This window comes from Azoarcus sp. Soil_N_20 (assembly GCF_057656155.1).
On sequence record NZ_JBDGKX010000012.1, the window covers coordinates 72,138 to 96,209 of the forward strand.

Consider the following 24,072-nt stretch of genomic DNA (forward strand, 5'->3'; position numbering starts at 1 on the left):
AGCAGGTCGGACCCGCCCGGTCGCCTGCGGCGCATGGCCGACGGCCTCAGGCCCGGCCGTCGGCCTTGACCCGGCCGATGCGCACGACCTCGGGCACCCGCCGCACGCCGCGCATGACGCGGGCAAGATGCATGCGGTCGTGCACCTGTACGGTCAGGTTGAGCGCGGTGTAGGCGCCCTGTTCGCTATCCATGTTGACGCTCTGGATGTTGCAGTCTTCCTCGGCGATCGCGCTCGCCACCCGTGCCAGCACGCCGCGTGCGTTCTTGGTCAGGACCCGGATGGTGACGTCGAACAGACGCTCCTCGCCCGGCTCCCATTCCACATCCACCCAGCGCCCGCGGTCGCCGCGCAGCTTGCCCACCACCGGGCAGTCGTGCAGATGGACCTCCAGCCCCTGGCCCTTGCGGATGGTGCCGATGATCGGATCGCCCGGAATCGGCTGGCAGCAGCGCGCCAGCTGTACCGCGATGCCCTCGCTGCCGCGGATCTGGATCGCGCCGGCGGGCTTGGGCTTGATCACGTCGGGGCGCCCGGACTCCTGGTCCTGCGCCTGCGACAGACGACGCGCCACGATCACCGGCAGGCGCTTGCCCAGGCCGATGTCGGCAAAAATCTCCTTCTTGCTGCGCACCCCGCGGTCGCGCAGGAAGCGGTCCCAGGCGAAAGTGGAAATCTGCCCGAGGGTGAGTCCGTGCGGGCGCAAGGCCTGGTTGAGCAGACGCTCGCCGAGCGACACCGACTCATCCTGCTGCGCGTTCTTGAGGAAATGACGGATCTGCGCCCGCGCCTTGCCGGTGCGCACATAGGCCAGCCAGGCCGGGTTGGGGCTGGCATGGGCGGCGGTGATGATCTCGACCTGGTCGCCGTTGCGCAGCTCGGAGCGCAGCGGCATCAGGTCGGCGTTGATGCGACAGGCCACGCAGCGGTTGCCGACGTCGGTATGCACCGCGTAGGCGAAGTCCACCGGGGTCGAGCCGCGCGGCAGGTTAAAGATCTTGCCCTTGGGCGAAAACACATACACTTCGCCGGGGAACAGGTCGATCTTGACGTGCTCGAGGAATTCGGTCGCGCCGCCCGAGGTCGATTGCAGCTCGAGCAGCGACTGCAGCCAGGAATGCGTCTTCTGCTGCAGCTCGGTGAGGGTCTTCTCGTCTTCCTTGTACAGCCAGTGCGAGGCCACGCCGGATTCGGCGATGTGGTGCATCTCGCGGGTGCGGATCTGCACCTCGACCGGCGTCCCGAAGGGGCCGATCAACGTGGTGTGCAGGCTCTGGTAGCCATTGGCACGCGGAATCGCGAGGTAGTCCTTGAACTTGCCCGGTACCGGCTTGTACATCGAGTGCAGCGCCCCCAGCGCCAGGTAGCACGAGGGCACGTCGCGCACGATGACGCGAAAACCGTAGATGTCGAGCACCTGCGAGAACGACAGGCGCTTTTCCATCATCTTGCGGTAGATGCTGTACAGGTGCTTCTCGCGCCCGTACACGTCGGCGGTGATGCCCCACTGCGGCAGGCGTTCCTCGATGTTGGCCAACACCTTGCCCACCACCTCTCGGCGGTTGCCGCGCGCCGCACGGATGGCCTTGGCCAGGACCCGGAAGCGCATCGGGTACTTGTGCTCGAAGGACAGCTCCTGCAACTCCCGATAGATCGTGTTCAGCCCCAGCCGGTTGGCGATTGGGGCGTAAATCTCGAGCGTTTCGCTGGCGATGCGGCGGCGCTTGGCCGGGCGCATCGAATCGAGCGTGCGCATGTTGTGCAGACGGTCGGCGAGCTTGATCAGGATCACCCGCAGATCGCTCGCCATCGCCAGCAGCATCTTGCGGAAGTTCTCGGCCTGCGCCTCTTCCTGCGAGCGGAACTCGATCCGGTCGAGCTTCGACAGTCCATCGACCAGCTCGGCGGCGGTCTTGCCGAAGCGCTCGGCGATCTCCGCCTTGGAGATATGGGTGTCCTCCATCACATCGTGGAGGAGGGCCGCAATCAGGGCCTGGGGGTCGAGATGCCAGTCGGCGACGATCGAGGCGACCGCCACCGGGTGCGAGATGTAGGGGTCGCCGCTGATGCGGAACTGGCCCTCGTGGGCATCCGCCGAAAAATGATAGGCCGCCTCCACCCTGCCCACATCTTCGGGCTTCAGATAGGTGGCGAGTTTGCCCTTGAGCTGCTCGAAGTCGAGCGCGAGCACGCTCGACGAAGGCGGACGGAAAGGTTGCGGCGGGGCGGCAGGCGCGAGGTCGGTTTCCATGGTGCGAACTCGCCCCGCGCGCGAATCAGGCCTGACCGCGGTTGAGCATTTCCAGACCGACCTTGCCCGCAGCGATCTCGCGCAACGCGATCACAGTCGCCTTGTCACGGTCGTGCGGATCGATTTCGATCTGCGGCGTGCCGCCTACGGTCAGCTGGCGCGCACGGTAGGTCGCCACCAGGGTGAGCTGGAAGCGGTTCGGGATTCTCTTGATGCAATCTTCAACGGTGATGCGGGCCATGGATTCAATCCTGTTCGAGGAACTCAAAATACTGTGGATGTCGCTGGTGCTGGTTGGCATAACGCAGGCGCGCAGCGCGCACGACGCCAACCAGATCTTCGAGCGCGACTTGCAACTCGTTGTTAATTATAACGTAGTCAAACTCGGCCACGTGGCGCATCTCGCCGCGCGCGCCAAGCAGCCGACGATTGATGACATCGTCACTATCGGTACCGCGTCCGCGCAGGCGGCTTTCGAGCTCGTCGAGCGAGGGCGGCAGGATGAATACCCCCACCGCATTGGGAAACACCTTGCGCACCTGCTGCGCGCCCTGCCAGTCGATCTCCAGCAGCGTATCCCGCCCCGCGGAGATCTGCTCTTTCAGCCAGACCTTCGAGGTGGCGTAATAGTTTCCATGGACCTCGGCCCATTCGAGAAACTCGCCACGGTCGCGCAGGGCGCGAAAAGTGGGCACGTCCACAAAATGGTACTCACGCCCCTCCTCCTCGCCCGGACGCGGCGCCCGGGTGGTGAAGGAAATGGACAGCTGCACCTGCGGGTCGCGCGCGAGCAGACCGCGCACCAGCGTGGTCTTGCCGGCGCCGGAGGGGGCGGTAACGATGAACAGATTTCCAGGCATGTCGTACTCTCGCAAACTCGGCCAGCCGCGGACGCAGCGGCAGCATGGTTTCCGATTGTAACGCGCCGGCCGGCCGCACGCGCCCGTCGAATCTCGCCCCGCCGATCACGCACGCGCTCGCAGTCAGGCTGGAGGGCGCGGCCTGGATGGACATCACGCGGACCGCACGAGCGACTATTCGAGGTTTTGCACCTGCTCCCTGATCTGCTCGATCAACACCTTCATCTCCATCGCCACCGCGGTGATATCGGTCGCGGGCGATTTCGACGCCAGGGTGTTGGCTTCGCGGTTGAGCTCCTGCATCAGGAAGTCGAGCCGCTTTCCGGCGGAACCCCCGGCCTTGAGGATGCGATCGAGCTCGTCGAGGTGGGTGGTGAGCCGGGTCAGCTCCTCGGCGACATCGATGCGCTGGGCGTACAGCGCCACTTCCTGGCGGACGCGGTCTTCGTCGAGGCTGGCCACCGCGTCGCGCAGACGCTGGGTGAGCTTGTCCTGGTACTCGAGCACGATGGCGGGCATGCGCGGGGTGGCGAGGGCGACCAGTTCGCGCATGCGCACGATGCGTTCGCGAATCATCTCCGCAAGCTTCTCGCCTTCGCGGCGGCGGGTGGCGATGAGTTCGTCGAGCGCGCTGCGTGCGAGTTCGGCAATCACCGGCTGCATCTGCTCGAAGGTCACGCCGTCGTCGGCGAGCATGCCGGGCCAGCGCAGCAGTTCACCCACCGACAGCGCCTTGGCATCCGGAAACTGGCGCTGCACGGCGACCTGTGCGGTCGCCAGCTGGACCAGCAGCCCATTGTTGAGCGCCAGATTGCGCGGTGCCGCGGTGTTGGTCTGCAGGTTCAGCCGGCACTCGACCTTGCCGCGGGTCAGGCGGGCGGACAGCTGTTCGCGGATCATCGGCTCGGCCTGACGCAGGTCTTCGACGATGCGGAAACCGAGGTCGAGATAGCGGGAGTTGACGCTGCGCAGCTCGAGATGAAGACTTACGGGGCCAAGATCGCGGGTCTGGGCCGCAAAACCGGTCATGCTGTGAATCATGGGGGGTCTCCGGGAACCTGTCGTGATCGATTACACTGCAGGGCCCTGTCAGGATAAGGCTGTGGAAAGCCGAATCTTAGCGCCCCCAAAGATGCCGCCTCAAGCAAACTGCGCACTCCCTGCCGGCTTTCAGCTCGATCATTACAAGATCGAGCGCCAGCTTTCGCTCGGTGGCTTCTCGATCGTGTACCTCGCCTACGATGCCGACGGTACACCGGTCGCAATCAAGGAGTACCTGCCGAACTCGCTCGCCCTGCGCAAGGAAGGCCAGATCGAGCCCCTGGTGCCGGACGAAAACCAGCCGGCCTTTCGCTATGGCATGAAGTGCTTCTTCGAGGAAGGGCGCTCGCTGGCCAAGCTGATGCATCCGAACGTGGTGCGGGTGCTCAACTTCTTCCGCGCCAACAATACGGTCTACATGGTCATGCAGTTCGAGCGTGGCCGTACCCTGCACGACTACATCCAGAAGCATCGGGGCGAGGTGCGCGAGCGCTTCATCCGCGGTGTGTTCACCCGCATGCTCAACGGCTTGCGCGAAGTGCACGCGCACAAGTTGCTGCACCTGGACATCAAGCCGTCGAACATCTATCTGCGCGCCGACAGCACGCCGGTGCTGCTCGACTTCGGCGCCGCCCGGCAGACGCTGGCGCTGGAGCAGCCCATGCTCAAGCCGATGTACACCCCCGGCTTCGCCTCGCCGGAGCAGTTCGGAAACCGCGAAGCGCTGGGCCCGTGGAGCGACATCTACAGCGTCGGCGCCAGCATGTACGCCTGTATCGTCGGCACCGCGCCGCTGCGCTCGGACGAGCGGGTCAAGCGCGATGCCCTGCAGCCCATATCAAAAACACATGCCGGAAAGTATTCTGTTCAGTTGTTGGAGCTGGTCGAGTGGTGTCTTCAGCTCGACCCGCTGGGGCGTCCGCAGAGCGTCTATACGCTGCAGAAGGCGTTGATGCAGAAGCAAGCAGGCGAAGCCATGCCGGCAACCTGGTTCACCGACCTGGGTTCCCGGCTCAAATCCTTCATCGGCAAGAGCTGAGGGAGCACGTCGTGAGATTCACCATCTTCCAGGAAAGCCGGATCGGCAAGCGCAAGACCAACCAGGACCGCATCGCCTACTCGTATTCGCGCGACGCCCTGCTGATGGTGCTCGCCGACGGCATGGGCGGCCACCTGCACGGCGAGATCGCCGCCCACATCGCGGTGCAATACATCACCCAGTTCTTCCAGCGCGAGGCCCAGCCCCTGCTGCCCGATCCGGCGCTGTTCCTGTCGCGCGCGCTGTCGAGTGCGCATCACGCCATCCTCGACTACGCGCTCGACAAGAATCTGTCCGACGCGCCGCGCACCACCATCGTGGCCTGCGTGGTGCAGGACGGCTATGCGCACTGGGCGCACGCCGGCGATTCACGCCTCTACCTGTTGCGCCATGGCCGGATCCACACCCAGACCCGCGATCATTCGCGCGTACAGCTGATGATGGATCAGGGCCTGCTCGACGCCAAGAGCGCCGCCACCCATCCGGGGCGCAACCGCATCTACTCCTGCCTGGGTGGCACCCATGCACCGCAGATCGAGTTTTCGCGCCGCATGCTGCTGCAGGACGGCGACATCCTCACCCTGTGCTCGGATGGCGTATGGGGCCCGGTCGGCAACCAGGGCATCGTGCAGGACGTGAGCGGAACCAACCTGATGGAAGCCGTGCCGAAGGTCATGGATCGCGCCGAAGAGCTCGCCGGTGCCACCTGCGACAACCTGTCGATGATCGCCATGTGCTGGCACGACGACCTGGGTGCGGCCGTCGTCGACGCGATCTCGACCCAGACCATGGCACTCAACGACTTCACCACCCAGATGGATGCCTTCCAGCGCGTCCGCCCGCCGGCCAGTATCGTCGACCTCACCGACGACGAAATCGAACGTGCCATCGCCGAGATCAACTCGGCGATCAAGAAATTCAGCAAGTAACCCCTACAGGACCCCCGATGCGACCCAGCCAGCGCCAACCCGATCAACTCCGCCCCGTCCGCCTGACCCGCGGCTACACCCGCCACGCCGAAGGATCGGTGCTGGTCGAGTTCGGCGACACCCGGGTGCTGTGCACCGCGAGCGTCGAGGAAACGGTGCCGGGCTTCCTGCGCGGCAAGGGCCAGGGCTGGCTGACCGCCGAGTACGGCATGCTGCCGCGCGCCACCCACACCCGCAGCGGGCGCGAGGCGGCCAGAGGCAAGCAGAGCGGGCGCACCCAGGAGATCCAGCGCCTGATCGGGCGCAGCCTGCGCGCGGTGGTCGATCTCGGCGCACTGGGCGAGCGCCAGATCATCATCGACTGCGACGTGCTGCAGGCCGACGGCGGCACCCGCACCGCCGCTATCACCGGCGCCTGCGTCGCGGTGCGCGATGCGCTCGACAAGCTCGTGGCCGCGGGCAAGCTCGCCGCCAACCCGATGACCGACTTCGTGGCCGCCGTGTCGGTCGGCATCCACAACGGCGTGGCCGTGCTCGATCTCGACTACGATGAAGATTCGGACTGCGACACCGACATGAACGTGGTCATGACCGGCTCCGGCGGCCTGATCGAAGTCCAGGGCACGGCCGAAGGCAAAACCTTCACCCGCACCGAACTCAACGCCCTGCTCGATCTCGCCGACGTCGGCATCCGCCGTCTGGTCGAGCTGCAGCAGGCCGCACTCAAGGGTTCATTCGGGAGTTGAACATGAGCCAACGTCTCGTTCTCGCCAGCAACAACGCCAAGAAGGCCGCCGAAATGCAGGGCCTGCTCGCACCGCTCGGTATCGAAGTCGTCCCCCAATCGGCGCTCGGCGTATCCGAGGCCGACGAGCCCCATCCCACCTTCATCGAGAACGCGCTGGCCAAGGCCCGCCATGCGTCGGCGGCAACCGGCCTGCCGGCGGTCGCCGACGACTCCGGCCTGTGCGTCACCGCGCTGGGCGGGGCACCGGGCGTCAACTCGGCCCGTTTTGCCGGTGAGCCGAAGTCCGACGCGCGCAACAACCTGCTGCTGCTCGACCGGCTCGCCGGCGCCAGCGATCGCAGTGCCTATTTCTACTCGGTCGTGGTGCTGGTGCGTCACGCCGACGACCCGCGTCCGTTGATCGCCGACGGCGAATGGCACGGCACCATCCTCGAGGCGCCGCGCGGCGAAGGCGGCTTCGGCTACGACCCACTGTTCTGGCTGCCCGACCTCGAGCAGAGCGCCGCCGAACTCGACGCCGCACTCAAGAATACCCTCAGCCACCGTGGCGCCGCGATGCGTCATCTGCTCGACCGCCTCAGCATCTACCCGCTCGCCTCCGATCCGCAGTGAGCGAACGCCGCATCATCCCGCTCCAGCCGGCGCCCGCCCGCCGCGCGGCAGACCTGCCCATCGCCAGGGCGCAGCTCGCAGCCCCGCCGCCGTTGGCGCTGTACGTCCATTTCCCGTGGTGCGTGAAGAAGTGCCCCTATTGCGACTTCAACTCGCACACCGCACGCAGTGCCGACGGCAGCCTGCCCCAGCAGGCCTGGCTGGATGCGGTCATTGCCGACCTCGAAGCCGCGCTGCCGCAGGTGTGGGGCCGCCGCGTGCACAGCATCTTCATCGGCGGCGGCACCCCCAGCCTGATGACGGCCGCCATTCTCGACGACCTGCTTACCGCGCTGCGCATGCGCCTGCCACTCGACCCGATGGCCGAAATCACCCTCGAAGCCAACCCCGGCACCGTGGAAGCCGGACGCTTCCGCGATTTCCGCGCCGCCGGCGTCAATCGCCTGTCGATCGGCGTGCAGAGCTTCGACGACGCCATGCTCGCCCGCCTCGGCCGCATCCACGACAGCCGGGAGGCGCGCCGCGCAATCGACATCGCCCACCAACACTTCGAACGCATCAACCTCGACCTGATGTACGCGCTGCCCGAACAGACGCTACCGGGCGCCCTCGCCGACCTCGACACCGCACTCGCCACCGGCGTCAGCCACCTGTCCTGCTACCACCTCACCCTCGAACCCAACACCCCCTTCGCCCACAGCCCGCCAGCGCTTCCCGACGACGACCTCTCGGCCGACATGCAGGACGCGATCGAGGCCCGCCTGGCCGCGGCCGGGTTCCGCCACTACGAAACCTCCGCTTTCGCCCAACCCGGCCAGGAGTGCCGCCACAACCTCAACTACTGGACCTTCGGCGACTACCTCGGCCTCGGCCCCGGTGCGCACGGCAAGCTCTCCAGCCACCAAGGCATCGTGCGCGAGATGCGCCACAAACACCCCGGCCGCTACCTCGAAGGCGCCGCCAGAGGAGACTTCATCCAGGAACGGCGCGAAGTCGGCAGTGACGAACTGCCCTTCGAGTTCATGATGAACGCGCTGCGCCTCACCGACGGCGTCCCCCACACCCTGTTCGCCGAACGCACCGGCCTGCCGCTCGCCACCATCGAGCCCGAACTCATCCACGCCCGCGACCGTGGCCTGCTCGACACCGCTAACGGCATCCTGAAGCCCACTGAACACGGGCGACGCTTCCTCAATGACCTGCTGCAGGGCTTCCTGCGCGACTGAACCCATGCCCATTCAACGCATGGACTTCACCGTCGAAGCGGTATATCCTTGCGGCCTTCGCATTCCGGCCGATCTGGCCGATCTGCACTGCGCCCGTAGCTCAGCTGGATAGAGTACTGCCCTCCGAAGGCAGGGGTCGGACGTTCGAATCGTCTCGGGCGCGCCATGTTTTTCAATGGGTTAGGTCACATCGACCTAACCCATTTTTCTTTTTGGCCCGCCCATGGCGCAAACTTGGCTCACGTTTAGTCCATGATTTTCAGCCGAATCGATAGCCTCACGCAACGCGGCCATCGAGCTTGAGTCGAGCGCCAACTCGACACGGCAGACGGCATGCGTCGCGTCCATCGATCCGACGCAGAATCCCAATCTGCGCGCGAACGCAATCATCCTCGCATTGCTCGCCAGAACACGCCCATACATGTGCGTCAGTCCGTTTCGGAAAGCACAGTCAGTCAGGGCATGCATCAACGTCAAGCCCAATCCGCGACCTTGCCAGGCATCCGCCACGGCAAGCGCGAATTCACATCCCTGCCCGTCGCCGTCGATGCAGTAACGCGCCGACGCAATCTCCTGCTCGAGGCCGTCAGTGACTACAACAACGACGAAGTCCGCACATTCGGCCCAATTGGGCGAACACAGACAACGCGCCTGGGGCTCGTCCAAGTGGAAGTCCCCACAGCCGAAGCGGAAGTACCGCGCACCGTAGGAGAGCGACTCCACAAACTGCACGGCTAGAGCGGAGTCCCCAGGACAGACCGGACGGAGCTTCAGCACCATTCCCTCAGCCGTGGTCCATGATCTGGTCAGACAACCGGCTGAAGGAGGCGGGGACCAGGGAAGCATGCGTCGTGGCGTGAGAAGAAAACGCCATCATGCCCTCCCGCTGTTGCCGCCATGTGTCGGGTGCCAAGTGCGAGTGGGTCCAGACCGGCGCACAGGCGAAGGCCCTGCCCTATGCTTGCTGGCGCACGGTTGCCGGCGGCACGACAACCTATACTTGCATCACGTGCCCTTCGGTCGGCGCATTTCGGGATCACGGCCGTATCCATCACGGATGACCATCGGCCAGAGGCGCTACCCAATGTCCTTCGCAATCTGGTTGATCATCATCGGGGCGCTGCTGATCACGACTACCCTGGCGGGTACATCGCTGAAACCGCTGCCGCTCACCACCGCCATGCTGTATCTCGCCGCGGGTTACGCTCTGGGCGGTGACGGGCTGGGTCTGGTGCGGCCGGATCTGCTCGCCCACCCGGTTGTGCTGGAACGGATCGCCGAAGCTGCGGTGGTGATATCGCTGTTCGGCGTCGGCCTCAAACTTGGCCTGCCCTTGTCGCACCGGGGGTGGCGTCTGCCGTTGAGGCTTGCGTTGGTGTCGATGACGATCACCGTTGCGCTGGTAGCCGCAATCGGGGTGTTCGGCCTGGGGCTTTCGCTCGGTGCCGCGATCCTGCTCGGTGCGATTCTCGCGCCCACCGACCCGGTGCTTTCCTCCGACGTGCAGGTGCTCGAGTCGAGCGATCGCGACCGCTTGCGTTTCAGCCTCACGGGCGAGGGCGGGCTCAACGATGGTGCGGCCTTTCCGTTCGTGATGCTGGGCCTCGGGCTGCTCGGCCTGCATGATCTCGGCACTTACGGCTGGCGCTGGATCATGGTGGACCTGCTGTGGGCGATCGTTGGCGGCCTGGTAATCGGTGGCGCCCTCGGCGCGTTGGTCGGGCGGCTGGTGGTCTATCTGCGCAGTCGTCACAAGGCCGCGATCGGGTTTGACGAGTTTCTGGTGCTCGGCCTGATCGCACTCGCCTATGGAGTAGCCATACTGAGTCATGCATATGGCTTTCTCGCTGTGTTCGCCGCCGGCCTGGCCTTGCAGCGGGTGCAGGCGCTGCCCCCCATTGCGCCGGTTGCAACCCCAGCGGATGCGACAGGCAACATCGGCGCCCACGACTCGGCCGCCACCGATAATCCGCGTGACGAGTTCGTGCTGGCGCTGGAGGGTTTCAACACCCAACTCGAGCGCGTCGCGGAGGTCGCGGTGGTGATGCTGGTGGGGGCGCTGCTATCACACACCGACTTCAGCCTCGACGCAGCCATGCTGGTGATTCTGCTTCTGGTCGCGGTACGCCCCCTGTCGGTGTGGGTCGGTCTGCTCGGCACACGGGTATCGCGTGACCAGCACATCCTGATCTCGTGGTTTGGAATCCGCGGAATCGGTTCGGTGTATTACCTCCTGTTCGCGATCAACCACGGCTTGCCGGCAGCCCTCGCGCGTGAGCTCACCGCACTCACCCTGACCGCGGTCACGGTGTCGATCGTCGTGCACGGCATGTCGGTGACCCCGCTGATGCGCCTCTATGCCCATCGGGTGAGGCACCGCAAACGGAGCCAGCTGTGACGTGCTGCGGAGGACCAACGCGCCTTCGCCCAAGTTGGCTCCAGGCCCGAGAGCCGGCGCACGATGAATCCAATGGACAGTCCAACAATCGGCGACAGCGACATCGGTTGCCGTCCACATAAGGAGCAAGACACCATGGAACGACCCGTGCACGACCTGAGCAACCTCTTCGCCCAACTCGGCGAGCCGAATGACGAGGCCTCCATTGCCCGTTTCATCGAAACCCATGGACCACTGCCCGATGGCCAGCGATTTCACGAGGCACCGTTCTGGACGCCATCGCAGGCAAGCTTTCTGTGCGAATCTCTGCTCAACGATGCCGACTGGGCCGACGCCGCCGACGAACTGAACATGAGGCTGCACCGCCCTCACTAGACGGAAGAAACCAGCGTGGCCGCCGGCTTGCTCGGCGTACCGTTGCGCCCGAGAAATTTCGGCCTGTCAGCGGAGAGGAGTCGTGTGGGGTCATCGACGTCAAGAATTGCGAGATGCTCCGCAAATTCGGCATTGAACGCGTTTCGTGCCGTAAGCGCACCGCTGCCGGGAGCGGTGTCGGTCACGACATCCATGGCCAATTTCGGCCGATCACCCAGGACCCACTCGACGTAGCCGGTCGCGGAAAGCTTTCGCGGTCGGCCCGGTTCGTTGTGCAGCTTCAGGACCGAGACCTTGACCGGGGCATCCATCGCCACGTAGCCCCAGAGTCCGAACCGAATGCTCGCCGCCGGAATCACTGACCGGGTCGTGGTGCAACGGGGCCAAGGCATTGGGGAAATCAACGACGTCTTTTTGGTTTGGCCTTGGGCGATGCCGGCGCTATCCCGCCGATCAGGGCCTTCAGGTTGTCGTTGGTGGCCTTGGTTACCGCAGCACTGACCTGGCGCTTGGCCTGCGCGGTCGCCTGGCCGGCCATCCGGTTTGCCATGCTCAGCCACATGCTCATGAACGGGTTCTTCTTCAGCCATGGATTTGACATGTCGGGTTTCCTTGGTGGTAGTTGTCAGTCTGGGAAGTGTCATGCCTCGTGACGAGGCCACGCGTTGCACCGTATGCCCTCAGGCATATCGAGTCTGTGCGATGACCAACGAAGGCCCCTGGCTTGCGACACTGTCGCTATCCAGGACAACCCCGAACAGGCCGGGCAACGCTTGTTGAGGAATGCTCGTCGAGATCGGCGAAATCGACGTCGGAAGCAAGCCGGACAGTGGACGTTCGCAAGAACCATCGCGCTGCCACCTCGTGGCGCTCCAGACGTGAGCGCAAAGTTGCGCTTCGACTTGCAAATGGTGGAGCAGGTGGAAGCACGTGGGCCGGCCCATGCATCCTTGCAGAAGTCCCGCCGGAATGCGCGACAGCGCACAGACACTTGCCGGGCCCATGTCGAAGATCGAGACCTCTGATAGAGGCAAAGTGCCACGGAGCCACACTCATGCAATCGGCAATCGTTGGATGAAGGCAATATTCTCCGTGCCGGGGCTTGTCATCGCCATTGTCCTGACGCTGTTTATGGGCATCCTGGCGCTGAACTTCGCCACTGGCGAGAAGAAAATTGAGCAAAGCGTCGAGCGCCTTTATGCGGCCGCCGATCCGGCCTTTGCGCGCGCGATGGGTGTACTGCTCGGACCGGCCATCCTGCAGGGCAACCGTTTCGAAGTCTTGTTGAATGGCGACCGAATTTTTCCCGCCATGCTCGCGTCCATTCGCGACGCGAAAAGGACCGTCACATTCGAGAGCTACATTTACTGGTCGGACGCAATCGGGAAAGAGTTCGCCGACGCGCTGGCCGAGCGGGCCCGCGCCGGCGTAAAGGTGCACGTGCTGCTCGACTGGGTCGGCAGCAACAAGATGGACCCGACGCATCTCGCTGCCATGGAGGCGGCCGGGGTCGAAGTGCGCAAGTTTCACAAGCCGGCCTGGTACTCCCTGGCGCGCATGAACAACCGTACCCATCGCAAGGTGCTCGTTGTCGACGGTAAGGTGGGCTTCACCGGCGGGGTCGGCATCGCCGGGGTGTGGACGGGCGACGCCCAGGATCCGCAGCACTGGCGCGACACCCACTTCAGGGCCGAGGGTCCGGTCGTGGCACAAATGCAGGCAGTATTTCTCGACAACTGGATCAAGGCCACCGGCGCCGTCCTGCATGGCGACAACTACTTCCCGGAGCTGCCAGCAGCAGGGAGCGACGCCGCCCAGATGTTCAGCAGTTCGCCCTCCGGCGGCAGCGAGAGCATGCATCTGATGTACCTGCTGGCGATTACGTCGGCGCAACATTCGATCCACTTGTCGAGTGCCTATTTCGTCCCCGACAAGCTGAGCACTCAGGCGCTCGTAGACGCGCTAAAGCGTGGGGTCAAAGTGCAGATCATCGTGCCCGGCGAGCACAGCGACGCGGAAATCGTCCAGAGCGCCTCGCGCGCCCGATGGGGAGACCTGCTTGCCGCCGGCGCCGAGATTCACGAGTACCAGCCGACGATGTATCACTGCAAGGTGTTGATAATCGACAGCCTGATGGTGTCGGTCGGGTCGACCAATTTCGACAACCGCTCCTTTCGCCTCAACGACGAAGCCAATCTGAACATTTACGCGGCCGATTTCGCTCGCCAGCAAGTCGAAGTGTTCAATGCCGATCTGTCGCGCTCGCGCCAGATCAGCCTGCACGAGTGGCAGCAGCGGCCGCTTTCCGAGAAGTTTCTGGAGCATGCAGCGTCGCTCATCGGCGCACAGTTGTAGCTATCGGATTGGAGCAGTCGTTCGAATGGCAGGATTGTCGAATGCACAGACGGCGGTTCCTGGCCGCACTCGAGCCTGTCGGCGCAGATTCAGCGCGACCGCAAGAGCTATCGCGAGATTCTCGAACGAACCCAGAAATGGACTCTGGATGTCACCGACCGGCTCGCGTGGTTCCTCGCCACCCTGCACCTGGCGATCGATCGGGCCCAGCCAGGTCACCCTCGATGCCGTCCTCGCCAGGGCGCGCTTCTGGCAACGCTTCGCCGGTTTGCCGATGAACGCGCGCCAGATCAGGGTGCTCTACCGCTTGCTCGACCGCTTCGAGGGCAAGCTCACGACCGGCAAGTGGGCGGCGGTCGCCAAGTGCTCTTCGGATACGGCCCTGCGCGACATCGGCGAGTTGCTGTCGCGGGGGCACTGTAAAGTCGACACCCGGGGGCCGCAGCACGAGCTACGAGCTTGCCGAACCCTGAGCAGGACTCCGGGATTGCGTCTGCAGCGCAATATTCAAGCGCTCTTCAGTTTGCCCATCGAGCACGGTCTCGATCACACAAACACGCAGAAAAACCCGGTTCATCAACCTCAGGTCGATGAACCGGACAAAGCCCGGCGACAGCGCAGGAAGGCAGAATTTGCCACCGGGGGAGACAAGGCATGTCACGGCAGGGAAGGATCAGGCGACGCGCATGACGGGTCAGGTCGGCGCTGCGCCATCTTCAGGCGCGACGTCGAACCGCGCCCAAGCGCGCCGCCTCACCGGGGTGTGCCCTTGCCCATGTACTTGGGATTGCTCTCCTGGACCCGTCGCCGGGCGATCTCCAGCAGATGGGCTCTGACCGCGTCGCGAAACGCGCCGGTGTCCGCATCGCCGCCCCGGATCGATCTGCACAGCCAGCGGTTCAGTGCCCTGAGTTGCGCGCGGACGCCACGGTCGGCAGCGACCTCGGGCGCCGCGCCCTCCAGCACGAGCCCGGTCAACGCCTTCAACTCCTGGCGATCGGGCTCGTCGCCGTTTTCCAGCTGGCGCATCGCGATCGCCATGGCGTTGGCGACCATCAGCGCCTCATGGCGTTTCTCCGCCGGCAATGCGGGCAGCAGGCTTTCCCGCAGCAGCGTGCGGGCCGTTTCCAGCAGTTGATTCCCGGTAGGAAAGTCGCGCATCAGTCTCTCTCCGTCATTGCAAGGATTTCATATTCCAGTTCCGGCACGATGTGGCCGGTCAGGGCGAGCATCAGTGAGGTCTCCTCGCCCGAGACGTGGCGCTGTGCCTGCTGGATCGCGATGGCGGCCCAGTTGAGATGGGCCATCACCTCCCAGTAGCGCACCAGCGAACGGTCGAGGTGCGTGCCCGACTCGTGCTCGTAGCCTCGATAGAAATCCTCGCGGGCACCGATGCCGCCCGCCTCGCCGGCCTGGCCGAAGCGCCAGCACTTGGCGCAGAACCATCCGATGTCCTCGAGCGGATCGCCCCAGCCGGCAAACTCCCAGTCGAGGACCGCAGTGAGCCCGTTCTCGTCGACCATGTAGTTGCCGGTGCGAAAATCCCGATGACAGAGCACGACAACCTCGGTCGCCGGGGCATGGCGCTCGAGCCAGCGCAGCCCCCACTCCAGCGCGGGGTGCGGCGAGTCGTGGGCGTCGAGGAAGTCGCGCAGACGCCGGATCTGGTCCAGCGCGGGCGAGCCTGCGAGCGCGGGCAAAAACGCGAGGTCGGTGCGCGGCGGCCGGATGCTGTGGATGCGCGCGAGCTCGCTGCCCAGCCGCTCGAGGAGCCGCGCGCGGTCGCCACCGAAACGGCTGTCCTTCACCACCAGGTGGGAGGCAGCGACCCCGTTTGCGCGGCGCATGACGAAGAACTGGCGGCCGATGAGGCTCGCGTCCTCGCACAGCCACAGCGGCTCGGGGACGGTGACGCCGGCAGCGAACGCGGCCTTGAGGAGCGCGAATTCCGCGCTGCGGCTGTGGCTCGAATTCACCCCCGAGGGCGCGTCGGTGCGCACCACAAGGTCGAGCTGCGGCGCGCCCCCCGCGTTTGTGAGATCGGCGTGTATCGCCCAGTTCTCCTGGATCGACCCCCCGGAAAGCAGCTTCGCTTCGCCGATCGTGACGCGCCCGGCGCCGGTCATGCGCTGCAGGAAACCCTCCAGCGCGGTACGCATGGAATCGTTCATGATGCACGGCCCTCCGGCCGGATGCCCTTGATCACGCGCTTTGCGATGCTCCAGCGGTGCACTTCCGACGGACCGTCGTAGATGCGGAAGGCGCGCATGTCGGCGAAGATGCGCGCGACCACCGCCTCCCGCGTCACCCCCCGCCCGCCGAGGATCTGCACACAGCGGTCGACCACCCGCCAGCAGGCTTCCGAGACCAGCACCTTCGACATGCTCGAGTCATGGATGGCGAGATGCCCCTGGTCCAGCACCCAGGCGGTGTGCCAGATCGCGAGCCGTGCCGAGTGGATGTCCATCTCGTTGTCGGCGAGCATGAAGCCGACCCCCTCGTGGCTGCCGAGCGCCTTGCCGAAGGCGTGGCGCCAGCGCGCATAATCGGTGGCGATGTCGTGGGCCCGGCGCGCCGCGCCGAGCCAGCGCATGCAGTGGGTGAGGCGCGCCGGGGACAGGCGCACCTGGGCGTACTTGAAGCCCTCGCCGAGCTCGCCCAAGATGTCGTCGGCCGGTACGCGCAGGTTCTCCAGGCGGACGACCCCGTGGCCCCCGGGAAAACAGGTGTCCAGCGTGTCCATGCTGCTCTCGACCGTGAACCCGGGGCGGTCGGTGTCGGCGAGAAACATCGTCGCCCGGCCGTCCTCGAGCTTCGCCATGATGATGGCGAAGGCCGCGCCGTCCGCACCGGTGGTGAACCACTTGCGGCCGTTGATGACGTAATGGTCGCCGTCCCGCACCGCGGTGGTCTGGAGCATGGACGGATCGGACCCGGCACCCGGATGCGGCTCGGTCATGCAGAAACAGGAGCGCACCTCGCCGGCAGCGAGCGGTCGCAGCCAGCGTTCCTTGTGCTCGGGGCGCGCGACCGCCTCGAGCAGGTGCATGTTGCCTTCGTCCGGCGCGGCGATGTTGAGCGCGACCGGTCCGAGCAGCGAATACCCGGCCTCCTCGAAGAACACCGCCTTGGCGCGATGATCGAGGCCCAGCCCACCGTACTCCTTCGATACGTGGGCCGACAGCAGGCCTGCGGCCCTGGCCTTGCCGACCAGTTCGTTGCGGAAATCCTCGCTCGGTCCGTGCGGCGTCTGGCGCGGATCCTTCTCGAGCGGAATGATCTCCTCGGCCACGAAGCGGCGCACCCGCTCCTGCAGTTCCGCCAGTTCGGCGGGGATGTCGAAATTCATGTTCAGTTGGCTCCGTCGAATCGCTGTCCCGTGTTCACTCATAGCGGTAGAAACCGCGCCCGCTCTTGCGGCCGAGGAGGCCCGCATCCACCATTTCCTTCAGCAGTGGCGCGGGCCGATACTTCGGATCGTTGAAGCCGGCATAGAACATCTCCATTACCGCCAGCATCGTGTCGAGCCCGATCATGTCGACGAGCGCGAGCGGGCCGATCGGGTGGTTGCAGCCGAGCTTCATGCCCTCGTCGATGTCCTCCGCGCTGGCGAGCCCTTCCTGCACGGCGAAGACGGCCTCGTTGATCATCGGGCACAGGATGCGGTTCACCGCGAAGCCGGGGCTGTTGCGGGCCACGATCGAGGTCTTGCCGATGCGGTCGACAAAGGCGCGCACGGTCTCGAGGGTGGCGTCCGAGGTCTGCAGACCGCGGATCAGCTCCACCAGCGCCATCACCGGCACCGGATTGAAGAAGTGCGTGCCGATGAAGCGGTCCGGACGCCCGGTCGCCGCGGCCAGCCGCGTGATCGAAAGCGACGAGGTGTTGGTGGCGATGATCGCGTGCGGCCCGACGACCTTGTCGATGTCACCGAGGATGCGCAGCTTGAGCGCGTCGTTCTCGGTTGCGGCCTCGATGACGAGCTCGGCAGGCGCGAGGTCGGCGGGGTCCGTGGTCGTGCGGATCCGCGACAGGATGGCCTGCTTCTCCTCAGCCGCAAGCTGGCCCTTGCGGATCACCCGGTCGAGACTGAGGGCGATGCTGTCTACGCCCTTGTCCAGCGCGCCCCGGGAAACGTCCACTAGGACGACCTGCATCCCTGCCGCGGCACACACCTGGGCAATGCCGCTGCCCATGGTGCCCGCACCCACCACCCCCACCGTGCCGATCGTCATGGTGCCTGTGTCGCTTGCAGTCATCGGGTTCATGCCTCGATCCGTTCGAACACGGCGGCGATCCCCTGCCCCCCACCGATGCACATGGTGACCAGGGCGTAGCGGCCGCCGACGCGGTGGAGTTCGTGAATCGCCTTGACGGTGATGATCACGCCGGTGGCGCCGACCGGATGGCCCAGTGAAATGCCCGAGCCGTTCGGGTTCACCCGGGCCGGGTCCAGTCCCAGTTCCTGCGCGACCGCGCAGGCCTGGGCGGCGAACGCCTCGTTGGCCTCGATGACGTCGAGGTCGTCGACCTTCAGCCCGGTCCGTTCGAGCACCAGCCGGGTGGCGGGCACCGGACCGATGCCCATGTACAGCGGGTCGACCCCTGCGTGCGCATAGCCGACCAGTCGTGCAAGCGGTTTCAGGCCGAGAGCGGCCGCGCGCCGTGCATCGGCCAGCACCACCGCGGCGGCGCCGTCATTCAGGCCGGAGGCATTGCCCGCGGTGACCGTGCCGCCCTCCTTCCTGAACGCCGGCTTCATCGCCGACAGCGCCTCGACGGTGGCTCCGGGGCGCACGTGTTCGTCGGTGTCGAAAGACACCGTGCCGCTCCTGGTCCTGAGCTCCACCTGCACGATCTGGTCGCGGAAGTACCCGCTTGCAATCGCGTGCGCCGCGCGGCGCTGGCTCTCCACCGCCAGCTCGTCCTGCATGCGGCGCGTGATGCCGTAGCGCTCGGCGACATTCTCGGCGGTAATCCCCATGTGGACCTGCTCCCACGGGTCGTGGAGGATGCCGTTCATGTAGTCCACCAGCCGTGCATCGAGCATGCGCGCGCCCCAGCGCAGGTTCGGCACGGTGTAGGGTCCGCGGCTCATCGCCTCCGCGCCGGCGCCGACCGCAACATCGCAGTCGCCCAGCCTGATCGCCTGCGCCGCCGACACGATGGCCTGCAGGCCCGAGCCGCACAGGCGGTTGACGTTGAACGCGGGCACCTCTTTCGGCAGCCCCGCATCGATGGCCGCCACCCGTCCGAGGTAGGCATCGCGCGGCTCGGTCGGAATGACGTTGCCCATCACCAGATGCCCGACCGCTTCGGGCGGCACCCTCGACCGTTCCACCGCAGCCTTGACCGCTACGGTTGCGAGCTGCGCGAGCGGCACGTCCTTCAGACTGCCGCCGAAGGTCCCGATGGGCGTGCGGGCGGCACCTACAACCACGACTTCACGTTCCAGCATCTTTGGATTACCTCACCTGTCAGTTCGAACGAAGCGCTGCGTCCATGCACGCGATCCGCCCTGGGATGAAACCTCGACTGCATCACATCTAGCCCGACCGGTCGGTCGAGTTTCAGTAATCATAGGATAGATTTCTGCCGCCGACAAGCGTCCGGGACGAACTCGCTACGACGCCCCGCGTACCGGCTTCGTCGCTCGGTGGTCGCAACAGCATCGGATTTCCGTTGACAACCCGACCGGGCGGTCGATATATTTGGCCAACCTAGGCGCGTCTTGCTGCCATGCGGCAGTCGCCGGGTGCCCGGTCGTCGGGAAGATCCTGCCCTCCCCCACCCCAATGCAACCACCCCAGGGAGCCCACCATGTCCCACCCTGTTCTGGCCTGTCCCGAGTTGCTTCGCTTCGAGGACGACGTACCGCAACTGCTCGGCAGCGAATGCAGCGATTGCGGCGAAGCGTATTTCCCCGCCGCTGCCGGCTGCACGCGCTGCCTGTCGCCGCACATGAAAGCGCGCGAACTGGGGCGGCACGGCACACTGTGGTCGTGGACGATCCAGGCCTTCCTGCCCAAGGCGCCCTACGACAGCGGCGAAACCGCCGAGACCTTCAAGCCCTACGGCGTCGGCTATGTCGAGATGGACTGCGGCATCAAGATCGAATCGCGCCTCACCGTCGCCGATCCCGAGGCCCTGCGCATCGGCATGGCGCTGGAGCTCACCCTGATCCCCTACCGCATGGGCGCGGACGGCGCGCAGACCTTCACCTTTGCCTTCCAGCCGGCACGCCCGGCCGAACAAGGAGCCGAACATGGCTGACGATGTTGCGATCATTGGTATCGGCCTGCACCCCTTCGGCCGTCACGACGGAGTGTCCGGCCGTGCGCAAGGCGCCCACGCGCTGCGCGCCGCGCTGCAGGACGCTGGCGTCGCCTGGGACGCGGTCGGCGTCGCCTACGGCGGCAGCCACGACGCCGGCAACGCGGATGCCTTGTGCAACGATCTCGGCCTCACCGGCCTGCCCTTCATCAATGTCGCCAACGGCTGCGCTACCGGCGGTAGCGCGCTGGCGAGCGCGGTCGCGGCGATCCGCTCCGGGATGGCCGAGATCGCGGTCGCGGTCGGCTTCGACAAGCACCCGCGCGGCGCCTTCAACCCGCATCCGCGCGATTGGGGGCTGCCCGACTGGTACGGCGAGACCGGCCTGATGCTCACCACCCAGTTCTTCGCCCTGAAGACCCGGCGCTACCTGCACGAGCACGGCATCAGCGAGGATGCGCTGGTCCGCGTCGCCCAGCGCGCGTTCCGCAACGGCGCGCTGAACCCCAAGGCCTGGCGCCAGCGCGAGATGTCCTTCGACGAGATCGCAAACTCGGCCCCGGTGAACCTGCCGCTGCGCCAGTACATGTTCTGCAACCCGGCCGAGGGCGGCGCGGCCCTGGTGCTGTGTCCGGCGGCGATCGCGAAGCGCTTCCAGCCCAAACCGGTCATCGTCAAGGCGGCGACGGTACGCACCCGCCATCACGGCTCGTTCGAGGTGTTCAGCCCCGCCCTGGCGGCCGAGCAGGCGCCCTCGCCGACCGTGACCGCCGCGCGTGCCGCCTTCGAGCAGGCCGGGGTCGGCCCCCGCGACATCGACGTGCTGCAGATCCAGGACACCGACTCGGGCAGCGAGATCATCCACATGGCGGAGAACGGCTTCTGCGCGCACGGCGAGCAGGAGCACCTGCTGCGCAACGGCGACACCGAGATCGGCGGCCGCCTGCCGATCAACACCGACGGCGGCTGCCTCGCCAACGGCGAGCCGATTGGCGCCTCGGGGCTGCGCCAGGTGATCGAGATCTGCACCCAGTTGCGCCAGGAGGCCGGACGCCGCCAGGTGCCGGGCGATCCGCGGTTCGGCTATACCCACGTGTATGGGGCCCCCGGCGTCAGCGGGGTCACCATCCTGCAGCGCTAGGAGATCCGCATGCCATGGCGCGGCCAGATGGCCGACATCCCGTTCGAGGGGATTTTTCGCCGCCAGATCGATCTGCGGATCTGGGACGGGCAAACGGTCGTCGGCTGGCTCGAGGACGAATTCCATCATTTCGGCGTCACCCTGGTGCACGACGGGGTGTCCGTGCGCGACCTGCGCATCGCGGCCCCGCGCCCGCCGTGGACGACCTGCGCCGGCGCCGTCGAACCGCTGCGCCAGCTCATCGGCAGGCCGCTGGTGGCGCGCTCGTCGGAGGTCGCCGCGTTCGTCGACGTCCGCATGCAGTGCACCCACCTGTTCGATCTGGCGAGCCTGCTGGTGGCGCACGCCCATGGCGGGCGCGAGGATATGCGCTACCACGGGACGGTGCGGCGACTCGATGCGCTCGAGGCGGGTGCGCCCGCGGACGCGCAGCGGGCCACCCTCTACCGCAACGGTGAAGAGGTCCTGTGGTGGAACCTCGAGGACGAGCGCATCACTGCGCCCGCCCCGTACGCCGGGCGCACGATCCACTACGGATTCCGGGCGTGGACGGAGCAGCGCTCGATCGAGGAGGCGGAACACGCACTCGTGCTGCGCCGGATCGCGTTCGCGTCGAACGGACGGCGCATCACCATCGAACACCTCGCCAATGCCGCCGAGCTCCACCAGGGCCCGGTATGCCACACCTTCCAGCCGGGCCGCAGCGAAGTGGCGCTGCCGACCCCGCGGGCTCGGCGCCGTTACGATCACGGCGAGGCGGACATGCTGGGGCTGGCGACGACCAGGCCCTGATCCTCGTCGCCCTTCCCCCCGTAGCGCGTGAGGATCACCAGTGCACAGGCACTGACCACGATGTAGGCGCCGGCGACCGGCCGGACCGTGCCGTCGAAAAGCTGCCCGACCGCGAACCCGACCACCGCCGCGATCAGCGTGGACACGAACCCGAACAGCGACGAGGCGGTGCCGGCGATGCTGCCGAGCGGGCTGATGATCATCGCGGTCAGGTTGGGCAGCAGCAAGCCGAACGCGAACATGTTGCACGACTGGATCACGACGAACAGCGGCAGGGTCAGCGCGCCCGCCGTCGCCACCGCCAGGACGACGACATTGACGGCGAGGCAGGCGAGGAGCGCGGCACGAACGAGGGCGGCGCTCGCGAAACGACGCACCAGGAAGGCATTGAGAAAGGCGGCCACGGCCGTCGCCAGCGACACCAGGGCGAGGAACGGGGTGAAGCGCAGCCCGGCGTCGAAGGTCACCTGGAAAATGCCCTGCGCCGAGGCGAGGAATCCCATGTGGGCGCCCATCACCAGGCCGAACGCGACCATGCCGCCGAACGCCGCCGGCGTGGCGAACACCATCCGGTAGGCAGCGAGCACCGCGCGCGGGGCCATCGACCGCCGGCGCGCAAGCGGCAGGGATTCGTCCAGACGCAGGAAGGACCACACCAGCGCCACGCTGCCCAGCAGCGCCATGGCAGCGACGATCCAGCGCCACGAGCCGAAGATCAGCAAAGCCTGGCCGATCATCGGCGCCACGATCGGCTCGAGCAACAGGATGGACATCGCCACCGACATGACCCGTGCCATGTGCACGCCGCTGTAGCGGTCGCGGACGATGGAGAAGGTCACCACCCGCATCGCGCCCGCGCCGAAGCCCTGCACCACACGCGCAACCAGCAGCAGGGCGAAGCTCGGCGCCGCCGCGCTCAGGACGCTCCCGGCCACGAAGGCCAGCACGCCGCCGAAGAACACCGGTCGCCTGCCGTAGCGATCGCTGAGGAGCCCGAAGACGAGTTGCGGAAGCCCGACACCGAGTACGAAGGCGGCGATCACCGCCTGGCTGAGGTTGGCGCTCGCCAGCCCGAAGTCGTCTTGAATCGCCTGCAGGGCGGGCAGCATCGAGTCGATGCCGAGCGCCCCGAGCGCGAAGCCGACCGCCACGAAGGCGACGAACTCGACGCGCCCCATGCGCGCCGCTGCGGGTTCCGCCGCGGCGATGCCGCCGCTATCGGCCATTGAATGCGGGCTTGCGCTTGGAGAGGAACGCGGCCACGCCCTCCGCGAAATCATCCGATTCGACACCGGCGAGGAAGGCGAGCCGCTCGGCCTCCAGCTGCCCCGCGAGATCGCTTTCGTAGGACGCATTGAGCAGGCGCTTGGTGCGCCCGAGCGCCGCCGTGGCCATGGGGGCCAGACGCCGCGCCAGCGTCAGCGCCGCCTCCTCCAGCGCGTCATTGGGCACGACCCGGCTCACCAGGCCGAGTTGCAAGGCGCGTGCTGCGTCGATGCGCTCGTCGAGGAGCGCCACTTCCATCGCGCGCCGCGCGCCGATGAGGCGCGGCAGCGTGTAGCTGCCCCCGCCGTCGGGCGAGGCGCCGAGTTGGCCATAGGCGAGCTTGCAGCTCGTCGTCTCGCTCGCGACCACCAGATCGCAGGCGCACATCAGCGACCAGCCAAAGCCAGCTACCGCACCGCGCACCGCGGCGATGACCGGCTTCGGCATGGTGCGCAAACGGGTCACCGCCACGCCGACGTCCGAGATCAGCTTGCTGAAGCCGGCATCGCGTTCGGCGCCGGGCAGTTCGAGCAGATCGGCGAAATGGCGGATGTCGCCGCCGGCCATGAAATGCGCGCCGCTGCCGGTCACGATCACGCAGCGGATGGTGGCGTCGCGTTCGAGCTCGGCAGTGATTGCGACGAGCTCGGCCGCCATGGCGGGACCGATCGCGTTCAGCGCGTCGGGCTGGTTGAGCACGATGCGGCCGATGGGGCCGTCGCGCTCAAGTATCGCACTCTTCGTCACATGGAGCTCCAGGGGTCGG

General features: G+C 66.3%; 25 protein-coding genes and 1 tRNA gene. 12 read left to right on the forward strand and 14 right to left on the reverse strand.

Annotated features, from left to right (window positions below):
* Positions 1–46 precede the first annotated feature (46 nt).
* The 4 genes from AC3A35_RS20860 to AC3A35_RS20875 all read right to left on the reverse strand — a co-directional run bounded on the left by AC3A35_RS20860 (position 47) and on the right by AC3A35_RS20875 (position 4,152).
* On the reverse strand, positions 47–2,251 hold the full coding sequence (locus AC3A35_RS20860; protein ID WP_487438250.1) for a RelA/SpoT family protein: 2,205 nt from the start codon (positions 2,249–2,251) through the stop codon (positions 47–49).
* A gap of 25 nt (positions 2,252–2,276) precedes the next feature.
* Positions 2,277–2,492, reverse strand: coding sequence for a DNA-directed RNA polymerase subunit omega (gene rpoZ, locus AC3A35_RS20865; protein ID WP_487438252.1), 216 nt, complete (start codon positions 2,490–2,492; stop codon positions 2,277–2,279).
* Positions 2,493–2,496: 4 nt separating this feature from the next.
* Positions 2,497–3,111, reverse strand: coding sequence for a guanylate kinase (gene gmk, locus AC3A35_RS20870; RefSeq protein WP_487438253.1), 615 nt, complete (start codon positions 3,109–3,111; stop codon positions 2,497–2,499).
* Between the two features lie 174 nt (positions 3,112–3,285).
* On the reverse strand, positions 3,286–4,152 hold the full coding sequence (locus tag AC3A35_RS20875; protein WP_487438255.1) for a YicC/YloC family endoribonuclease: 867 nt from the start codon (positions 4,150–4,152) through the stop codon (positions 3,286–3,288).
* A gap of 91 nt (positions 4,153–4,243) precedes the next feature.
* Between AC3A35_RS20875 and AC3A35_RS20880 the strand changes: the two genes are divergently transcribed.
* The 6 genes from AC3A35_RS20880 to AC3A35_RS20905 all read left to right on the forward strand — a co-directional run bounded on the left by AC3A35_RS20880 (position 4,244) and on the right by AC3A35_RS20905 (position 8,872).
* Entirely contained in the window at positions 4,244–5,191 is a 948-nt protein-coding gene (locus AC3A35_RS20880) for a serine/threonine protein kinase (RefSeq protein ID WP_487438256.1), read from the forward strand.
* Between the two features lie 11 nt (positions 5,192–5,202).
* Positions 5,203–6,120, forward strand: a complete 918-nt coding sequence (locus tag AC3A35_RS20885) for a PP2C family protein-serine/threonine phosphatase (RefSeq protein WP_487438258.1) — start codon at positions 5,203–5,205, stop codon at positions 6,118–6,120.
* Between the two features lie 17 nt (positions 6,121–6,137).
* Positions 6,138–6,866, forward strand: coding sequence for a ribonuclease PH (gene rph / locus AC3A35_RS20890; protein WP_487438260.1), 729 nt, complete (start codon positions 6,138–6,140; stop codon positions 6,864–6,866).
* A 2-nt stretch (positions 6,867–6,868) separates the two neighbouring features.
* A complete protein-coding gene (gene rdgB / locus AC3A35_RS20895) occupies positions 6,869–7,480 on the forward strand; it encodes an RdgB/HAM1 family non-canonical purine NTP pyrophosphatase (RefSeq protein ID WP_487438261.1) in 612 nt (203 codons plus the stop codon).
* Entirely contained in the window at positions 7,477–8,706 is a 1,230-nt protein-coding gene (hemW, locus tag AC3A35_RS20900; protein ID WP_487438262.1) for a radical SAM family heme chaperone HemW, read from the forward strand. The genes rdgB and hemW overlap by 4 nt, the downstream gene beginning before the upstream one ends.
* A gap of 89 nt (positions 8,707–8,795) precedes the next feature.
* Positions 8,796–8,872, forward strand: a tRNA-Arg gene (locus AC3A35_RS20905).
* A 29-nt stretch (positions 8,873–8,901) separates the two neighbouring features.
* Here the strand turns inward: AC3A35_RS20905 and AC3A35_RS20910 are convergent.
* Positions 8,902–9,486: an N-acetyltransferase family protein gene (locus tag AC3A35_RS20910; protein ID WP_487438263.1), complete on the reverse strand. Its 585-nt coding sequence runs from the start codon at positions 9,484–9,486 to the stop codon at positions 8,902–8,904.
* A gap of 304 nt (positions 9,487–9,790) precedes the next feature.
* Here AC3A35_RS20910 and AC3A35_RS20915 point away from each other — a divergent pair, with 304 nt between their 5' ends.
* Entirely contained in the window at positions 9,791–11,104 is a 1,314-nt protein-coding gene (locus AC3A35_RS20915; protein WP_487438264.1) for a cation:proton antiporter, read from the forward strand.
* A 135-nt stretch (positions 11,105–11,239) separates the two neighbouring features.
* Positions 11,240–11,479, forward strand: coding sequence for a DUF2789 family protein (locus AC3A35_RS20920; RefSeq protein WP_487438265.1), 240 nt, complete (start codon positions 11,240–11,242; stop codon positions 11,477–11,479).
* On the opposite strand, the gene AC3A35_RS20925 is transcribed toward AC3A35_RS20920, so the two are convergent.
* Together AC3A35_RS20925 and AC3A35_RS20930 are read right to left on the reverse strand one after the other, a co-directional pair.
* A complete protein-coding gene (locus AC3A35_RS20925) occupies positions 11,476–11,838 on the reverse strand; it encodes a hypothetical protein (protein WP_487438267.1) in 363 nt (120 codons plus the stop codon). The two genes, AC3A35_RS20920 and AC3A35_RS20925, sit on opposite strands and share 4 nt — an antisense overlap.
* Positions 11,839–11,879: 41 nt before the next feature.
* On the reverse strand, positions 11,880–12,080 hold the full coding sequence (locus tag AC3A35_RS20930) for a hypothetical protein (protein WP_487438269.1): 201 nt from the start codon (positions 12,078–12,080) through the stop codon (positions 11,880–11,882).
* Between the two features lie 473 nt (positions 12,081–12,553).
* Here AC3A35_RS20930 and cls point away from each other — a divergent pair, with 473 nt between their 5' ends.
* Complete coding sequence (cls, locus tag AC3A35_RS20935; protein ID WP_487438270.1) at positions 12,554–13,834, forward strand: cardiolipin synthase; 1,281 nt, start codon at positions 12,554–12,556, stop codon at positions 13,832–13,834.
* A gap of 753 nt (positions 13,835–14,587) precedes the next feature.
* On the opposite strand, the gene AC3A35_RS20940 is transcribed toward cls, so the two are convergent.
* Genes AC3A35_RS20940 through AC3A35_RS20960 form a run of 5 tightly spaced genes read right to left on the reverse strand, consistent with a single transcriptional unit; the run spans position 14,588 to position 19,292 of the window.
* Positions 14,588–14,995, reverse strand: a complete 408-nt coding sequence (locus AC3A35_RS20940; protein ID WP_487438271.1) for a DUF6285 domain-containing protein — start codon at positions 14,993–14,995, stop codon at positions 14,588–14,590.
* Complete coding sequence (locus tag AC3A35_RS20945) at positions 14,995–16,005, reverse strand: phosphotransferase family protein (protein ID WP_487438272.1); 1,011 nt, start codon at positions 16,003–16,005, stop codon at positions 14,995–14,997. The genes AC3A35_RS20940 and AC3A35_RS20945 overlap by 1 nt, the downstream gene beginning before the upstream one ends.
* The gene (locus AC3A35_RS20950) at positions 16,002–17,183 is read right to left on the reverse strand and encodes an acyl-CoA dehydrogenase family protein (RefSeq protein ID WP_487438273.1); all 1,182 of its coding nucleotides are present in this window, start codon (positions 17,181–17,183) and stop codon (positions 16,002–16,004) included. Before AC3A35_RS20950 ends, AC3A35_RS20945 begins: the two co-directional genes overlap by 4 nt.
* Positions 17,184–17,217: 34 nt before the next feature.
* Positions 17,218–18,069, reverse strand: coding sequence for a 3-hydroxybutyryl-CoA dehydrogenase (locus AC3A35_RS20955; protein ID WP_487438361.1), 852 nt, complete (start codon positions 18,067–18,069; stop codon positions 17,218–17,220).
* Between the two features lie 29 nt (positions 18,070–18,098).
* Complete coding sequence (locus AC3A35_RS20960) at positions 18,099–19,292, reverse strand: acetyl-CoA C-acyltransferase family protein (RefSeq protein WP_487438275.1); 1,194 nt, start codon at positions 19,290–19,292, stop codon at positions 18,099–18,101.
* A 362-nt stretch (positions 19,293–19,654) separates the two neighbouring features.
* Between AC3A35_RS20960 and AC3A35_RS20965 the strand changes: the two genes are divergently transcribed.
* From AC3A35_RS20965 to AC3A35_RS20975, 3 genes are read left to right on the forward strand one after another with little or no spacing between them, the layout of a single operon-like run.
* Positions 19,655–20,107, forward strand: coding sequence for a Zn-ribbon domain-containing OB-fold protein (locus AC3A35_RS20965; RefSeq protein ID WP_487438277.1), 453 nt, complete (start codon positions 19,655–19,657; stop codon positions 20,105–20,107).
* Positions 20,100–21,248 carry a thiolase family protein gene (locus tag AC3A35_RS20970; protein WP_487438278.1) on the forward strand — a complete coding sequence of 383 codons (1,149 nt, stop codon included), beginning with the start codon at positions 20,100–20,102 and terminating at the stop codon, positions 21,246–21,248. The genes AC3A35_RS20965 and AC3A35_RS20970 overlap by 8 nt, the downstream gene beginning before the upstream one ends.
* 9 nt (positions 21,249–21,257) lie before the next feature.
* Entirely contained in the window at positions 21,258–22,040 is a 783-nt protein-coding gene (locus AC3A35_RS20975) for a DUF2889 domain-containing protein (RefSeq protein ID WP_487438279.1), read from the forward strand.
* Here AC3A35_RS20975 and AC3A35_RS20980 read toward each other — a convergent pair.
* The gene (locus tag AC3A35_RS20980) at positions 21,995–23,266 is read right to left on the reverse strand and encodes a multidrug effflux MFS transporter (RefSeq protein WP_487438281.1); all 1,272 of its coding nucleotides are present in this window, start codon (positions 23,264–23,266) and stop codon (positions 21,995–21,997) included. The genes AC3A35_RS20975 and AC3A35_RS20980 overlap by 46 nt on opposite strands.
* Complete coding sequence (locus AC3A35_RS20985) at positions 23,256–24,053, reverse strand: enoyl-CoA hydratase/isomerase family protein (RefSeq protein WP_487438282.1); 798 nt, start codon at positions 24,051–24,053, stop codon at positions 23,256–23,258. Before AC3A35_RS20985 ends, AC3A35_RS20980 begins: the two co-directional genes overlap by 11 nt.
* Positions 24,054–24,072: the final 19 nt, after the last annotated feature.

Coding starts and splice junctions, on each gene's coding strand:
- AC3A35_RS20860 (WP_487438250.1), bottom strand. CDS start 2,251: ATGGAAACCGACCTCGCGCCTGCCGCCCCGCCGCAACCTTTCCGTCCG.
- rpoZ (WP_487438252.1), bottom strand. CDS start 2,492: ATGGCCCGCATCACCGTTGAAGATTGCATCAAGAGAATCCCGAACCGC.
- gmk (WP_487438253.1), bottom strand. CDS start 3,111: ATGCCTGGAAATCTGTTCATCGTTACCGCCCCCTCCGGCGCCGGCAAG.
- AC3A35_RS20875 (WP_487438255.1), bottom strand. CDS start 4,152: ATGATTCACAGCATGACCGGTTTTGCGGCCCAGACCCGCGATCTTGGC.
- AC3A35_RS20880 (WP_487438256.1), top strand. CDS start 4,244: ATGCCGCCTCAAGCAAACTGCGCACTCCCTGCCGGCTTTCAGCTCGAT.
- rph (WP_487438260.1), top strand. CDS start 6,138: ATGCGACCCAGCCAGCGCCAACCCGATCAACTCCGCCCCGTCCGCCTG.
- rdgB (WP_487438261.1), top strand. CDS start 6,869: ATGAGCCAACGTCTCGTTCTCGCCAGCAACAACGCCAAGAAGGCCGCC.
- AC3A35_RS20910 (WP_487438263.1), bottom strand. CDS start 9,486: ATGGTGCTGAAGCTCCGTCCGGTCTGTCCTGGGGACTCCGCTCTAGCC.
- AC3A35_RS20915 (WP_487438264.1), top strand. CDS start 9,791: ATGTCCTTCGCAATCTGGTTGATCATCATCGGGGCGCTGCTGATCACG.
- AC3A35_RS20920 (WP_487438265.1), top strand. CDS start 11,240: ATGGAACGACCCGTGCACGACCTGAGCAACCTCTTCGCCCAACTCGGC.
- AC3A35_RS20930 (WP_487438269.1), bottom strand. CDS start 12,080: ATGTCAAATCCATGGCTGAAGAAGAACCCGTTCATGAGCATGTGGCTG.
- cls (WP_487438270.1), top strand. CDS start 12,554: ATGAAGGCAATATTCTCCGTGCCGGGGCTTGTCATCGCCATTGTCCTG.
- AC3A35_RS20940 (WP_487438271.1), bottom strand. CDS start 14,995: ATGCGCGACTTTCCTACCGGGAATCAACTGCTGGAAACGGCCCGCACG.
- AC3A35_RS20945 (WP_487438272.1), bottom strand. CDS start 16,005: ATGAACGATTCCATGCGTACCGCGCTGGAGGGTTTCCTGCAGCGCATG.
- AC3A35_RS20950 (WP_487438273.1), bottom strand. CDS start 17,183: ATGAATTTCGACATCCCCGCCGAACTGGCGGAACTGCAGGAGCGGGTG.
- AC3A35_RS20955 (WP_487438361.1), bottom strand. CDS start 18,069: ATGACGATCGGCACGGTGGGGGTGGTGGGTGCGGGCACCATGGGCAGC.
- AC3A35_RS20960 (WP_487438275.1), bottom strand. CDS start 19,292: ATGCTGGAACGTGAAGTCGTGGTTGTAGGTGCCGCCCGCACGCCCATC.
- AC3A35_RS20965 (WP_487438277.1), top strand. CDS start 19,655: ATGTCCCACCCTGTTCTGGCCTGTCCCGAGTTGCTTCGCTTCGAGGAC.
- AC3A35_RS20970 (WP_487438278.1), top strand. CDS start 20,100: ATGGCTGACGATGTTGCGATCATTGGTATCGGCCTGCACCCCTTCGGC.
- AC3A35_RS20975 (WP_487438279.1), top strand. CDS start 21,258: ATGCCATGGCGCGGCCAGATGGCCGACATCCCGTTCGAGGGGATTTTT.
- AC3A35_RS20980 (WP_487438281.1), bottom strand. CDS start 23,266: ATGGCCGATAGCGGCGGCATCGCCGCGGCGGAACCCGCAGCGGCGCGC.